We start from the raw sequence: 14709 nt of genomic DNA, 5'->3' as shown, positions 1-14709 counted from the left end.
TAAGTTCCTTTTTTCACATTCATTATACCTTTGTTTATCTTTGATAGTCAATAACAAACAAAGAAATAATCTTTTATTTATTTTTGTTTAGTTTTGTTTATTTGAAAATAAAACAAAAAAATACCCCACCGGCGCCCGGCGGGGTCAGTCACACATCTATTTAACACGAGAAGGGGTTTACAAGAGCTATCATACCTCCGCTACCTTAATAGAAGCTGAAAGCGAAATAAAAAAAGCATGAAAACATACATCCTCTCTTGAGACAGGGGTTCAGTATCTTCTTTACTTTCAGTACATATGTCTCTCAGTCCAAACTATTTTGTCTATTCTAGCATATGCTATTCTAGCTTTTCTCAGGAAAAGACATTCATAAAAAAGGAGATGAACCTATGGCAGTTCTTTCTACCGGCCCAATCGAGAATAACCTCTCTGGTGGCAGCAGGCCTACGCAACAAGTCACCATCAAAATGGTCAACACTGATTCCATTAATACGTCCAATATACTCATTGAAGGTTATTCTCTTAATGGAACGCGGACATTGTATGTTCAACAATCGGTCAATCTGAATCCCGGACAAGTCTTTTCCCAAACCTATTACGCCAACCTGGATGGATACGAATATGTATTTACCACGGGTGGAGGTGCGGCTGCGCTAACCGAAATTTCAGTATGGGGCAAAAACAACACTGGGCAAATCGTTACCGCACAACGCATTGTTTCAAAAGAACTATCTCCATAAAAGGGGGAATTATAATGGCTACAATCTCATCTGGTCCAATTGACAACACTGTATTTACTGGACAAAGGGCCACCCAGACAGTAACGATCAAAATTGATAATGCCGATCCAGTTAACTCCTCAAATGTTCTTATCGAAGGATATGTCCTGGACGGAACACGGACGTTATATGTATTGGAATCTATAACAGTTGGCCCCAATACAGTTGCCACCCGGAACTACTATGCCAACCTGAATGGCTTTGAGTTTGTTTTCACTACCAGCGGCTTGGCAGAAAGCTCAACGGAAATCTCCATGTGGGGTAAAAATAACACTGGACAATTGGTCGCTGCCCACCGACTGGTAACTTCTGAGTTACTTGGTGCTGAAGGCGGAACTCCCAACTTCGAGTGGGGACAGACGATCTACTGGGCTGATTCGAGTGCTCCAGGACCGGGCACCGGATCACCTTTTGATCCCTTTAATTCTCTCCAGGCAGCTATTGATGCAGCGACAAATAGTCCACTTGCGGTTACTTTTGGCATGAGAGCCCGTCTAATTATTCTCATTGCTGGCAATTCATCCTTCAATGAGGATATTGTCATTCCACCAGCAAGGCATGTGCAGCTTCTGGGTCTAGGTCCATGGCAACTGGGCAACTCTGATCTGGCCAACTTTGCTTCTTCCATCCCCCGCAACGTCACGATCCAAACGAGCCAGGCTGCGGAAGATGTCTATCTGGTTCAAGGACCTGCATTTGATGCTCGTCCTGTTACGGTCATAGGAACGTTTAATGACGGCACGTCCGTCAGCACACACACCAACTATACTGACGGGGCCATTATAAGCGGTGATGTCATTTTCCAGAACGTTGCTCCGGTTGACCCGTTCACAACCATTGAGTTTCAACTGCTCAATGCCAGAGTCGTGGGTAATATCGTACAATCCGGTCATATGGGCAATCTGAACACGTACCTGTATCACAGTCGCATCAACACCATGGTCCATACCGGTTTGAATATTCAACGTATGGTAGATAGTGTGTCAGACAGTACCATTAACGTTAGAGGATACTCTCACATTACCAATTCCACAATTAATGGCAATGTGACAGTTACACTCGCCTTGAGTGACGTCCCGCCAACAGGCATATTCAGCAGTCAATTTGGGACGATTACCTGGACAGGACCTTTAACACTGGATACCGCCTCCAACTATTATTTTGTGAACAGCGGCTCTACACTTGTGGGAACCAAAACCGTATTATTCAGCATCGCCTAACAAACCATCCCTGTCCTCCATTGGTCAGGGGTTTCTTATTTTCGCAGCATATATGATGGATGCATATTTCCGGTGGGTTCATAGCGTTCATCACCTGTATATTCGAATCCCAGCTTGATCAAGATATGACGTGACACTTCATTATCCGGATGATGTCCGGCAAACAGTGCCTTCACGTTCTTTTCGTCAAACGCATAATTAATCACCGCCTGTGCAGCTTCCTGCGCATACCCTTTCCCCCAGTGATCCCGGGTTAGATGAAATCCCAGTTCATAGATATCCTCTTCTGGCGAATACGGACGCAGACCGCAGCAACCAACAAACACCTCCGACTCTTTCTCAAAGAAAGGCCAATACTGCACCCCCGCTTCCTGTTGCCTTTGAATCTCCTGTGTTAATCTCGCTTCTACTTCATCCTCACTCAATGATCCATTGCTGCTAATCCATTTGGCAACCTCATGATCACCCCAAAGCGCAAATGCCAGTGCACGATCCCCTTCGTTCCACGTCGCACACTCCAGCCGTTCGGTTTCAAATAAAATGGTTCTGTTCATTATCGACTAACCTCCTGTATGCCAACACAAGACTGTGTGCCGTCTATACCTTAAATTAATCGAATAACTGCCAAAGTAAACAAACCTGTATAAAGCACTACTAAAGTTTAAAGGTAATACGTATTTATTATGACCAAGAAAAAATTTTGGCTAACGCAAACAGTGCAGACCATAGAATGAGCCCAACAAAAATAAAAATCAAAAAAATTATAAATGCATCGGCTACAGATGTAATCGTAAACCAGCCACTTAATATAAGGATAGGATAAATTGTTACAACCATCACCATAAAATGAACAGCGCTTTGTTTAGTCAAACTCCAATGTTCTATGTTATAGATAACGGATGCAGCACCGATAAAAAGAGCGATTAGGCTTGCAACAAATGTACCTTTAGCATCAGAAAACTTCCCTTGAGAATAAAGTAATAGAGCAATAACGCTCATAATGACGAATGGTATTCCACCTCTTAAGAGTGCTTTCATAACCAAGATTCTAACCTTCTTTCTTGAAGAAAAATTAGTTCATTATTTGAACTTATATAGTCCATATTACTTTAAATCTATGTTTATTCACCAAAAAAAAGAAAAACCCTGTCGACAAGATGTCCGACAGAGGTTCAACAAGTACATTACATCATTAGAAATCAGATGTTGCAATTTGAATCGTACCCGTAGATGCACCAGCTGCACTGGTCAATAACGCAGCGACGAGCAGCAAATCTACAGACAGTGTAAGGCTGTTGCCAGCAGGGATCAAATACGTGATTACCGGTGCATTCACACGAGTAACAACCAGGTCAACTGCGAACGGACCAAAGTTATTAACCGTAATACTCGCATTGGTTCCTCCAGTCAGATCTTCGTAGTACGACTTGCCCACACTTGGATCCAGATTGTAAATCTGTTGCGGTAAAAGGATGGCCATTTGAAATCACCTCCTTTTGCTTTGATACGTTATTCTATGTTTGAAATCTATTAAAGCAACGGTGAATACCCTTGTCATAGTGTCCATTTTTGATAGACTTCATAGATTAATAGACCACTGTACGCAAAAAGCCCCACCGGAACGTCCGATGGAGCCAACTACTCTTACTTTAATATTACAGATTTAACTACGCATACAGCATGAAGAAATTTAATTCATGGCCCTGCTGCTTCAGATAATTATAGAGCTGCGAGCGGTGATGGAATACATGCGTTAACGTTTCAATCTGCCATTGTGCCTGCAAGTGACCATGTTCCATATAGAAAGCTTTGGTAGAGCGGTTCAGATAATCTTCTTTACTTAATCCCGTGATATAGGCTTTGTAGGATTCGAAATTACTCCACAATGTTGCTTCAAGCTTCTCGATATCCTGAGTCCCCGACAGGCTATTCTCTACCAGTCCAACCTCAGCTTCACCTTTTTCCTGCATGATGGCAAGGTCCGATGCGGTAATCTGGATAAAATGATGTACAAGCTCCACCAATGAACGCATATTCTCCTGTGGACGATACGACCAATCCTCCGGACGGATCAATCGAATTAACGAAGCCCCTGTCCGTACGCCTGTTTCCAGTTCAGTTAACAAATGATCCCGAATCTGCAATGTTCCATTCATATATGATGTCTCCCTTATCTTTTATTCTCACTCATGATCTTAGTATAACTGAAGACTCTACAGATCTATTGTACAAATCGGACAACATCCTGCCATGCTCTCTGGCTGCCGTCAACGGAGTCTCTCCATAAAACTTGCGAAATTGCCGAATCAGATGGGCTTGGTCAAAAAAACCATGATTCTGGGCAAGCATGGCCCAGTCTGCCGTGTTCCCCTGATGAATATCGCTCAGTACACGATGAAAACGAACCACCTCGCTTAATCGCTTGGGGCTGATTCCGACCCATTCCGAGAATCTGCGATGCAACTGCCGTTCACTGATCACTTCACGCATTGCCAGCTCCTGGACACTCATACGTCCCCCATCTATAAAAATACGGTGCAACACGTTTTTCATCAGATCGTTCTCAGCTGTGTTGGTCTGCACGGACAACGGATTCAAATATGCGTTCATGACCTCTACCCGTTCTGCAAAACTATTCGTTTCAGCCATCCGTTCCTGAAGCTCGTTCAGCCCCTCCGGCCAACATTCCTGTAGGGCAACTCGCTTATCCGTAAACCACTCCAGAGGCATGCCATGGAAGACATGCGCTCCACCTGGGAAGAACCGGACACCAAAAGTATAATCTCCAGCAGGAGGACCATCATCAGATGGCTCAGGTATAGTGAATGGTTGTGTATAATTGCCACAATATGCATAGGCGTACTTTGAACGGACGGGATCATATGTAATCAGCATGTCCGTGCAACCATCAGGCAATACTCGGGCAGGTACAGATATCACCGACTGATCTCGACCTGCTCCCTTAGCAACATCCCTGCGTGTGCTTGAAAGAGATCCTGATTCCCAATAACAGGCCACATATGCCATTAAGCCGGTGGCGGGTATTTTCTCAACATAATAACTGTTCGAATACGTTCCATTCATCTGAATCGGCTTAAACAACGGGTGCAAGCTGTGATCCACTATGCAATCCTCCGATCACTAGAGTTGGTTACACATTATGTATTCATCTATCATACCATCAACCGCACAAATGAAGAAAAAAAGTGCCCTACCGGAGGACAATCCGATAGGGCCAGTCACACATCTATTTAACACGAGAAGGGGTTTACAAGACTTATCTTACCTCCGTAACCTTAATAGAAACTGAAATTGGGATGAAAAGAACATCAATTTTTCTAAAGTGTCTTGATCAGTATGGACGCAATTAGCACAGATGCTGTTGTGACCGTTGTGAATCCCCCCACCAGCATTGGCGTTAAAATCTCATCGAGGATGGCTTTGCGTTCATTTTCATCACGTCCAACCGAACGGCTTACTTCCTCACAGATAATATAGTCCCCCGGAAAACCGAATAGTGCGGTCAGTGCTACAGGCAGACCTTTGAGCGGGTCCCATTTGAACAGCTTGGAACCGACAAATCCACCGATTAGCACCCCAACTACACCGATTGCGATAATGAATAACACCGGAATAATGGAACTAACTACCGCATCGAAAGTGATCGACTCCATACTTGTCATCACGACTACGATCAGACCTGTCATGGCAATCCCCGATGTACTTGCTTTATCCAGAATACGAGATGGGAATAGTCCAATCAGATGTCCTAGCACCCCAAGCAACAGAGCCCAGATACTGTAGCTAAGTCCGGTTACATTGCCTAGATAAATGGAGAGACTGCCCATAATGAACAAAAGCAACAGCAGAATAGGTGCGGTTTGGAAACGTTGTGGAAGGAATGTTTTGGCATTCGCTTCTTTAATGTTCACATTGGATTCGCCTGCAACCCTGTTCTCAAAAGCACCCTGTTTCTGTAGTTTCAGCGCATATCTGCGCAGCATGTTGGTTGCAATCGGCATTCCCACGAGAGAGTGAATTCCCAGAATAACGGCTGGTATCGTAATCAGATGCCCCAAGTTCATCTCCTGCAACTTCGTCGTTGTGATCAGATATGAGATAATGCCACCGACAACCGGACTTGATCCGGCAACAGCGGTAGGATAACCATAGAACGGTGATACGATTAACAGGATAAGACCTGTCGCCGTGAGTGAGGCGAACAAAGAGATCAGTATTGCTTTATATTGGGAACGTATTAACTTCAGCGGTATTAATGTGCCCATGTGTACAATCAGCGGAGCCACCATGAGAGCCCCGAACGCAGTGAGAGCGGAGCTCGATACTACTCCTTTGGGAAATAACCCCGCCCAGTTCAGCAGCAAATATCCAATCAGAATCACAAGCAAGGAAGGAATTCGTGCTTTGGACCAGATCGAAACCAGTTCCCCTATAGCTAAAATAACAAGTAATACCGTGGCGATATATATCGGTTGACTAAACATGGTGGCTTCTCCCCATTCTCTATGTTGTGAGTGCAGTACACGCAGAACCATCTTTCTCTTTCTTATTTCAAGCGTTCACCTGATAAATAGACCTGTTCGATATTCTCTGTGTTTTCGAGCAGTCCGATATCCGTTAACGGATTCATATTTAATACCAGCAGATCAGCAGCTTTCCCCGGCTCAATCGTGCCGATCTCCGCTTCCATCTGCATCGCTCTTGCTGCATCTCGTGTTGCAGCCACGATCGCTTCCATCGGCGTAAATCCAACATCTTCCACAAGCAATCGCAGTTCGAGTGCATTCCCGCCATGTTCAACAGGTGCACACGTGCAGAAATCTGTCCCTACTGCAATGGTTACGCCTGCCTTACGCGCAATAATCATGTTCTCAATATGCTCCTGATATACACTTTTGGCTTTGCGGATGCCAAATTCGGGAACACCGTATTTATGCCCTTCTTTGATAATCCGATGTACAATGGCCAACGTTGGAACCAGAACCGCCTTTTGATCCAGCATCATGCCAATACCTTGTTCATCAATGTAGATTCCGTGTTCAATCGTGCGCACGCCCGCTTCCAGCGCATTTTTGATCCCCTGTGTACCTTGCGCATGTGCAGCCACATATGACTGTACCGCTTCCGCTTCATACACGATCGCCTTCAGCTCATCCAAGCGGAATTGCGACCAGCGAGGGTCATCTTTCTCCGAAAGCACCCCGCCTGTGGAACACACTTTAATGAAATCTGCCCCTTCACGGAACTGCGTACGTGTTGCCTTAATCACTTCGGGAACGCCGTCACACACGGTAAACATATTCAGTTCCGTTGGAATCATATGAATATCTGCATGTCCACCCGTCTGAGAGAGCATATGACGGGATGTTTTAATTCGCGGCCCCTTCACCACACCTTCCTTAATCAGATCACGAATGTACACAGCAACGTGGCTGCCTACATCCCTGACGGTTGTAAAGCCCGCGTTGATCAGTTTCGGCAGATCCTGAAGTGCTCTCCCCATCTGAAGTTCATTGGCTTCCAGCGCCACCGCAGCCATATTCAAGTTTTTGGCCCCGTGCACGTGGACATGTGCATCAATTAATCCGGGCATCACCGTTTTGCCTGTTACATCAACAAGCTTGGCACTTTCCGGAACTGGAACGGTCGCCTTCGCACCCGCAGCTATGAATTTCCCGTTCTCAACCAGGACCACACTATCGGAAACAGGCTCTCCACCTTGTCCATCAATCAACAATGCACCTACAAAAGCAGTAATTTGACTCATCTGTACTCCACCTCATTTTCAGACTTGGTTGCAAGTTCAACTAAAGAATATTTACACTTCCACTCCGATGACAGAATAACCTTCCGATCGCTGTTATCCCCAGATTTTTTTGATTCCCTTCTCCAAAGGGAAAATCCGGGGATAGCGTATGCTTCCGAAGCAGCTTTCTTTCAGAAAGCTTTTAGGCGAACGCTTTGCTTCTTCACGTTATTTCTGTACTCTCCGTTCTCGTGTAAAAAGTTAAGTTGAACTTCAATATTACGTGTACACGTTTGATTTATAGCTCTATTGCTGTACTACGATAAAATTGTATAGTGTTAAAGTTAATGACATTATATAAGTTGCAAATGTATAATGTCATTGTTGATAACAACAGCATTTTGATATTTATTATGGTGATATACACAATATCGAATATAAATTACACAGCATAGTGAAGGTCATGTTATATATGTAAGCATTTGCCACCGTGTAAACACGAAAGGAGTACGTTTGCTATGATTCATGAAGCGGTTCGCTCATTTATGGTTCAGGTCTTTGGATCTGCTTCGTACGGAATCTGGATGAAGGACGAATACGATTTCCAATGGAATAACTGGCTGCGCGAAGGAGAGGTACCTGAATATACAGATCAAGAACAGATCGAGCCATCCTGGAAGATTCTCAGGTATACGTTTGATTTCCTGTCCAATATCAACATTCGTGTGGTGATCGATACCCAGAAACAACTCACCCTGCTACAAAGTGAACGTCTGGAGTCCTTGATTCGGGAAGGACTGCTGAAGCAGCAGATTGAGATGGAACGTGCACACAATGATCGATGGTTGACCGGACTGCGGGAGCTGACCTGTTCCCTGGAGTTGAACGACTTGTTATTCAAAATCATGGAGAATGCACTGCATGTCATCCCTTCTCTTTCCTGTGGACTGTTCATGATGGTTGATCCCGACTCTGGCAAGATGATCCCTAGAGCCAAGGTCGGTTTTCAGGATAGTGTGTATCAATATCAGGGCGAGCTAGATGAGGGCATTACGGGAAAAGTATACGAGGAAGGCATTGGCCGAATGTACAGCACACCGGATGATGCCTTTAAGGATATGGGCAATGTCAGTCAGGAGAATGCGGATATCATTGTACGTTCATTGCCTGATGGTGTTATGGCGAAAGGGCTTATCGCCGTTCCTGTGACGATGAACACCCATAAAATCGAAGTGATGCTGGTATACCAATTTGAACAACACAGACGATTTGCCCCACATGATCTGAATGTGATGCAGGGATTCGCGGATCAGGCAGCCATTGCCATCTCCAATGCCACCATGTATTCAGAACTGCTGGAAACGAACCGATATCTCGTTAGCCGCAATGAAATTCATAATCAATTCACGGCCCTTTCCATTGAACATGTGAGCCTTGAACATATCATTGAGACGGTTGGGTCGATGTTGAAGCTTCCTACCTATTATGTGGACATGGCCAGAAATGACTGGTACCCCGTTCTCCCAGAAAGTGTCTTGTTAAGTGAGCTAGATATCTACACTGCTCTGGACAGTCAATTTAACCCCATCACCTTATCTGGGGGAACGGATCAAAGCGATTATTACCTGTATCCGATTGTGAATGGATCACTGATGCTTGGCTGTTTTGCCATCCAATTAGATCATCCATTAGGTCAGCTGGATCATGTGATTTTGGAACAAGGCGGAGCTATTGTCATGCTGGAGATGATGAACACCTACTCCCTCACCGAAATGTCCTATCGAAAAAACCAGGATTTCTTCAGCGATCTGGTGCAGTATAGAGATCCACAGCAATTGGAGGCACGACTTTCCAGCTTTCAATTGCCAGCTCATCAGTCCTTGTTCGTCGCACAATTGCAGCTCTATGGGGAACATCCCGATATGAAGACCACTGAAAATTGGGTGCGCAAATTGATTGGTTTTATCGAAAAGGAACTAGGCACCCGTGAACATCTGTTGTTCAGTGCACATCACAAAATTACGATTCTGGCTGCGGCACCCGAGCCCAAGGTCAGACATTGGATCATCAGCAGGTTGGAAACGGCTGTAGAGAAATGGACCACCTCCAAAACCCCTGCCCTATCTATCGGTATCGGCGGACTTTATCAAGGGCTTGAGTACGTGTCCAAAAGCAATGACGAGGCTACACGCTCGTTATCCTTTTTGCTGAAACAAAACAAAGCGGGCCTGATGCTCTACGAAGAAATCGGGATCAATCGGCTGTTTCTGAATCAGGAACCGTCTGATATTGAGAACTATATTCATGAAATTCTGTCGCCTCTTCAACAGCAAAAATCAGGAGAGCTTGAACTCACACTCAAAACCTACATTGCCGCAAATCGATCTGTGCAAGTCACAGCCGAACGTCTTCATATTCATACCAATACGCTGTACCTGCGTCTGCGCAAAATAGAGGAGATTCTACGCGTGGATCTGAACGATTCCGAGGGTTGGATGAAGGTGTATCTGGCATGTCATTTAAGTGATGTGTACTCTGTTGCCCCTAGGGCAGGTGGAGCATCAAAATTGTAACTTCATCAATTCAGTCCATGCAGTTTGCGAAAACGTTCGGGACTCATACCTGTATGCCGTTTGAACATCGCACAGAAATAACTGGCGTTCTCGTAACCCACTCGATCAGCCACTTCATAGATTCGCAGCTCTCTCTCACTGAACATAAGTTGTTTGCTCCGATTGATCCGTTCCTGGTTCACGTAAAATACAGGTCTGATATGGAGCGCCTTCTGAAACAGCCTGCACAAATATTGGGGAGATACTACAGCCACATCGGCCAGTTCCTTCAGCGACAATGAACGATCCAGATGCTCTGCAATATAACGCAGCACAGGCTTCAATCGCTCCAGTTCATCATTATAATTGGCGGAAGCGATGAGCATTGGCTTTAGATCCAGCAGCAGGGCATATAATTGTTTGGAGCATTCCACATCGTAATCTGCGTAATCCGTCGTATCCCCATGCTCTCCTCTAACCAGAAGTTGCTCTAGGCCACGTAACAGCGTGGCTTTTCTGAGTCTGCACACGCTTGAACCGGTTATCCCCGCGTAAGATAATAACTGGCTGGCCTCTCTCCCCTGGAACGACACCCAAGCCAGCTCCCAACGATCACTGATGGGCATATATCGATGCGGAATATCAGGATACAGAAAGAAAACGTCTCCCGGGCCGACGATATACTCTTCTTCCTGTATAATCAGTCTCCCCTGGCCATGAATAATCTGATGGATCTGATAATCCGGGAATCCCTCTGGACGCTCGGTTTCATATTGGTGTTCCCAGTAACCAACCGTGGTCATATAGATCGGCAGACGAGCAGCTTCTTCTGTTTTACCAAAAAAAATCCGGGTATCCATCCAGTACACCCCTTTCTCCATCGTTAGTTTCATATTGTGATATATATGGGCAATATTCTTTATTCTCTAAGTCATCATTCAATTCTATAATGACAATATTATAACATTTCAGAAGGAGTTGCTGTTATGCGAAACAAACTGGTATACACCCCTCCGGCAAATGGATACCCGGAATGGAACAACAATCCCGAGACTTTTCAAGTAGGCCGTCTACCCGCACATGCGTCTATGGTAGCGTTTCCATCGGTAGCAGAAGCGTTATCCAATGAATCCAGCGCATCGCCATGGTACGCATCACTGAATGGTCAGTGGAAGTTTGCCTTTGCGGAGACACCGGAGCAACGGATCTCTTCCTTTTATGAGAACAACTATGATGCCAGTGACTGGGACGAGATCGCCGTTCCTTCCAACTGGCAGCTACAAGGTTACGATTATCCCCAATATACAAATATGACGTATCCGTGGGTCGAGCGTGAGCCTGAATTGAAGCCACCCTTTGCACCAACGACTTATAATCCGGTGGGTTCGTACATCCGTACGTTTACTGTTCCTGCAGACTGGAAAGACCGGCCTGTCCTGCTGCACTTTGAGGGCGTTGAATCCGCCTTTTATGTATGGGTTAACGGGGAGCTCGTCGGTTATAGCGAAGACACGTTCACACCCGCAGAATTCGATATCACTGCATATCTAACGGAAGGTGAAAACAAGCTGGCTGTAGAGGTATATCGATGGTGTGATGCGAGCTGGCTGGAGAATCAGGATTTCTGGCGGCTAAGTGGCATATTCCGTGGTGTATACCTGCATTCACCTTCACCGGTTCAGATCGCCGATTTCTTTGTTCGCACTGAACTGGATGATGCCTATCAGGATGCGGAGCTGCTGCTGGATGTAAAATTATTCAATCATAACGCGGTGCAGACTGCTGCCGGGTTGTCCTTTCAGGCACAGCTCTATGATGCACAACAGCAGACTGTATTGAAGCAACCACTTACTGCGGCGGTTAATTTCCAGGGTGAGGATGAACTTTCATTCCAGTTGTCAACAGAGGTTATGAAGCCGCTTCTATGGAGCGCCGAGACCCCTCATCTGTATACACTTGTGCTGTCCATTCAGAATGAATCGGGCGAAATACTGGAGGCTGTCCGCAGCCGGATCGGATTCCGCAAGTTTGAACTCAAGGATGGCCTGATGCAAATCAACGGCAAACGCATTGTATTCAAGGGCGTGAATCGTCATGAATTTTCCCCGGATACCGGTCGAGCCATTGGTTGGGAAGACATGATCCGTGACATCGAGCTGATGAAGTCCTATAACGTTAACGCTGTGCGTACATCCCATTATCCGAATCAGTCACTCTGGTACGAACTGTGTGATGAATATGGCCTCTATGTCATTGATGAAACGAATCTGGAGACTCACGGCACGTGGTACTATGGGCAAAAGGAAATGAATGAGAACAATATCCCGGCAAGTAAACCGGAATGGCGTAACAACGTCATCGATCGCTGTAACTCGATGTTCCAGCGGGACAAAAACCATCCGTCCGTGATTATCTGGTCTCTGGGTAACGAGTCCTTCGGCGGCGATAACTTCATCGCCATGTACGATTATCTCAAACAAGTCGATCCGACCCGTCTCGTTCATTATGAAGGGACTTTCCATTATCGCCCTTCCGATTCGGCAAGCGACATTGAATCGACGATGTATATCAGTCCTCAGGATGTAGAGAATTATGCTCGCATGCAAGGACCGAAGAAACCTTATATTATCTGTGAATACAGCCATGCCATGGGTAACTCCTGCGGCGGACTGCATCTGTATTGGGATCTGTTCGATAAATATGATGTGTTGCAAGGTGCATTCATCTGGGACTGGGTCGATCAGTCCATTCGTACCACGACGGCAGACGGAGTAGAATATCTCGCATACGGCGGAGATTTCGGCGAATCCCCTCATGATGGCAATTTCTGCGGAAACGGACTGATTCTGGCCGATAAGACGGTTACACCGAAGCTGGAAGAAGTGAAGAAATGTTATCAGAACGTTCGTATGGAAGCCATTAACGTCAAAGATGGCCTGCTGCACATCCGAAACCAGTTCCTGTTCACGGATCTGAGCGAATATTCGCTCGTATGGACAGTAACACACGATGGTGTATCCGTTGAGAACGGCAGGTTGGATATTGCGGTACCTCCAGGCGAATCGGCTGAAGTGCGTATCCCTTACACGCCATCATCCGATCTGTTCCAGGAAGCGGTGCTGACTGTATCTCTGGTAACCAAAGTCGCAACCAAATGGGCAGGAGTCGGTCACGAAATTGCCTGGGATCAGTTCGTGGTATCTCCGCGACTGCGTCCAATCCAACCGGTACACCAAGGACAAGGCAATTCACCACAGGTACAGGAACTGCAAGATGAATTGAAAGTAGCTACAGGGCAAGTCACGTTGAGCTTTAACCCGACTACTGGCGTGTTAACGTCTTATCAGATCAACAATCAGGAACAATTGCTGGCACCGATCCGGCCGAATTTCTGGAGAGCCATGACAGACAACGATATGGGGAACAAGCTGAATATGCGTTCTGCTTTCTGGAGAGATGCTCACGCTACCAGTAGATTAATTCGCTTTGAACACCATTCAGACGAACAAGGCATTCTCGTGACGACCGATTATACGTGGGATCAACATCCGGGATGTACGTTGTCCATCTCGTACCGTATTGATATGGATGGTGTATTGGAAATCAGTCAAACGCTTATTCCAGGCGAGGGCCTACCTGATCTACCAGAGTTCGGCATGTTGCTGCAACTGAGTAACAGCCTGGATACAATCTCTTGGTACGGCAGAGGCCCGCATGACAATTACGCAGACCGCCTAACCAGTGCACGTCTCGGCTATTACACAGGTGCGGTTCGAGATCAATTCGTTCCATACCTGAAACCACAAGAGTGTGGTAACAAAACCGATGTACGCTTTGCTGAAATCACGTCAACGGATGGTCAAAGTGGCCTGCACGTTGAAGCCAACATACCATTTGAGATCAATGCGTTGCCGTGGACACCTGAGGAACTCGAAGCCAATGATCATGTGTATAAATTACCTCAGAGTACACAGACTGTCGCCCGCATTAATTATAAACAAATGGGTGTCGGCGGGGATGATAGCTGGGGCGCACGTACCCACGCTGAATACACCTTGCCGGCCAACCGCGCGTATTCCTTCACCTTTACGGTAAGACCTGTATAACATCAAGCAAGCACTGCTGGCAGTATGCCGGCAGTGCTTTTTTTGTTGGGGACAGTGAGCATTGGAAGTTTGAACTTTTTGATGGAACCATTATAATGAATGAGGCGCAAATGGAATTGTGCCCGCTGGAATAGGCCCAATTCTACATATATCATTTTGGGCCACAGATGTTGAGACACACTTATTAAGCATTTGATACAGTACTATTCCAAATACCCGTCTACTACGAGGTGAGCATGTGCAATACCTTTTTACAGTCATCTTTATTCTTGGCTTACTTCCTTT

Annotated in this window: 12 protein-coding genes; 4 read left to right on the top strand and 8 right to left on the bottom strand. The window is 45.8% G+C overall.

Annotated elements, in window-relative coordinates; translation table 11 throughout:
• Positions 1–389: 389 nt before the first annotated feature.
• Together MKZ12_RS06685 and MKZ12_RS06680 are read left to right on the top strand one after the other, a co-directional pair.
• Entirely contained in the window at positions 390–740 is a 351-nt protein-coding gene (locus tag MKZ12_RS06685; RefSeq protein ID WP_339259462.1) for a hypothetical protein, read from the top strand.
• Between the two features lie 14 nt (positions 741–754).
• Positions 755–1999, top strand: coding sequence for a hypothetical protein (locus MKZ12_RS06680; protein WP_339259460.1), 1245 nt, complete (start codon positions 755–757; stop codon positions 1997–1999).
• A 35-nt stretch (positions 2000–2034) separates the two neighbouring features.
• Here MKZ12_RS06680 and MKZ12_RS06675 read toward each other — a convergent pair whose 3' ends face one another.
• The 7 genes from MKZ12_RS06675 to MKZ12_RS06645 form a co-directional block, all read right to left on the bottom strand.
• Positions 2035–2553: a GNAT family N-acetyltransferase gene (locus MKZ12_RS06675; protein ID WP_339259458.1), complete on the bottom strand. Its 519-nt coding sequence runs from the start codon at positions 2551–2553 to the stop codon at positions 2035–2037.
• A gap of 127 nt (positions 2554–2680) precedes the next feature.
• A complete protein-coding gene (locus tag MKZ12_RS06670; protein ID WP_339242952.1) occupies positions 2681–3037 on the bottom strand; it encodes a DUF3021 family protein in 357 nt (118 codons plus the stop codon).
• Between the two features lie 154 nt (positions 3038–3191).
• On the bottom strand, positions 3192–3479 hold the full coding sequence (locus tag MKZ12_RS06665) for a hypothetical protein (RefSeq protein WP_339240332.1): 288 nt from the start codon (positions 3477–3479) through the stop codon (positions 3192–3194).
• 187 nt (positions 3480–3666) lie between these two features.
• Positions 3667–4155: a DinB family protein gene (locus tag MKZ12_RS06660; protein ID WP_339259457.1), complete on the bottom strand. Its 489-nt coding sequence runs from the start codon at positions 4153–4155 to the stop codon at positions 3667–3669.
• Positions 4156–4186: 31 nt separating this feature from the next.
• The gene (locus MKZ12_RS06655; protein WP_339259455.1) at positions 4187–5122 is read right to left on the bottom strand and encodes a helix-turn-helix domain-containing protein; all 936 of its coding nucleotides are present in this window, start codon (positions 5120–5122) and stop codon (positions 4187–4189) included.
• A 215-nt stretch (positions 5123–5337) separates the two neighbouring features.
• Entirely contained in the window at positions 5338–6504 is a 1167-nt protein-coding gene (locus MKZ12_RS06650; RefSeq protein WP_339259453.1) for a hypothetical protein, read from the bottom strand.
• A 62-nt stretch (positions 6505–6566) separates the two neighbouring features.
• The gene (locus tag MKZ12_RS06645; RefSeq protein WP_339240328.1) at positions 6567–7787 is read right to left on the bottom strand and encodes an amidohydrolase family protein; all 1221 of its coding nucleotides are present in this window, start codon (positions 7785–7787) and stop codon (positions 6567–6569) included.
• A 497-nt stretch (positions 7788–8284) separates the two neighbouring features.
• Here MKZ12_RS06645 and MKZ12_RS06640 point away from each other — a divergent pair, with 497 nt between their 5' ends.
• Entirely contained in the window at positions 8285–10339 is a 2055-nt protein-coding gene (locus tag MKZ12_RS06640) for a helix-turn-helix domain-containing protein (RefSeq protein WP_339259451.1), read from the top strand.
• A 5-nt stretch (positions 10340–10344) separates the two neighbouring features.
• On the opposite strand, the gene MKZ12_RS06635 is transcribed toward MKZ12_RS06640, so the two are convergent.
• Positions 10345–11178, bottom strand: a complete 834-nt coding sequence (locus tag MKZ12_RS06635; protein ID WP_339240326.1) for an AraC family transcriptional regulator — start codon at positions 11176–11178, stop codon at positions 10345–10347.
• A gap of 126 nt (positions 11179–11304) precedes the next feature.
• Here MKZ12_RS06635 and MKZ12_RS06630 point away from each other — a divergent pair, with 126 nt between their 5' ends.
• Positions 11305–14424 carry a glycoside hydrolase family 2 TIM barrel-domain containing protein gene (locus MKZ12_RS06630; RefSeq protein ID WP_339259450.1) on the top strand — a complete coding sequence of 1040 codons (3120 nt, stop codon included), beginning with the start codon at positions 11305–11307 and terminating at the stop codon, positions 14422–14424.
• Positions 14425–14709: the final 285 nt, after the last annotated feature.

Source organism: Paenibacillus sp. FSL R5-0713 (assembly GCF_037973325.1).
In the GTDB taxonomy this organism is placed as follows: domain Bacteria; phylum Bacillota; class Bacilli; order Paenibacillales; family Paenibacillaceae; genus Paenibacillus.
Note: the sequence above shows the minus strand (reverse complement) of the source record. Positions and strands in the feature narration are given on the sequence as shown.

Coding starts and splice junctions, on each gene's coding strand:
- MKZ12_RS06685 (WP_339259462.1), top strand. CDS start 390: ATGGCAGTTCTTTCTACCGGCCCAATCGAGAATAACCTCTCTGGTGGC.
- MKZ12_RS06680 (WP_339259460.1), top strand. CDS start 755: ATGGCTACAATCTCATCTGGTCCAATTGACAACACTGTATTTACTGGA.
- MKZ12_RS06675 (WP_339259458.1), bottom strand. CDS start 2,553: ATGAACAGAACCATTTTATTTGAAACCGAACGGCTGGAGTGTGCGACG.
- MKZ12_RS06670 (WP_339242952.1), bottom strand. CDS start 3,037: ATGAAAGCACTCTTAAGAGGTGGAATACCATTCGTCATTATGAGCGTT.
- MKZ12_RS06665 (WP_339240332.1), bottom strand. CDS start 3,479: ATGGCCATCCTTTTACCGCAACAGATTTACAATCTGGATCCAAGTGTG.
- MKZ12_RS06660 (WP_339259457.1), bottom strand. CDS start 4,155: ATGAATGGAACATTGCAGATTCGGGATCATTTGTTAACTGAACTGGAA.
- MKZ12_RS06650 (WP_339259453.1), bottom strand. CDS start 6,504: ATGTTTAGTCAACCGATATATATCGCCACGGTATTACTTGTTATTTTA.
- MKZ12_RS06645 (WP_339240328.1), bottom strand. CDS start 7,787: ATGAGTCAAATTACTGCTTTTGTAGGTGCATTGTTGATTGATGGACAA.
- MKZ12_RS06640 (WP_339259451.1), top strand. CDS start 8,285: ATGATTCATGAAGCGGTTCGCTCATTTATGGTTCAGGTCTTTGGATCT.
- MKZ12_RS06635 (WP_339240326.1), bottom strand. CDS start 11,178: ATGGATACCCGGATTTTTTTTGGTAAAACAGAAGAAGCTGCTCGTCTG.
- MKZ12_RS06630 (WP_339259450.1), top strand. CDS start 11,305: ATGCGAAACAAACTGGTATACACCCCTCCGGCAAATGGATACCCGGAA.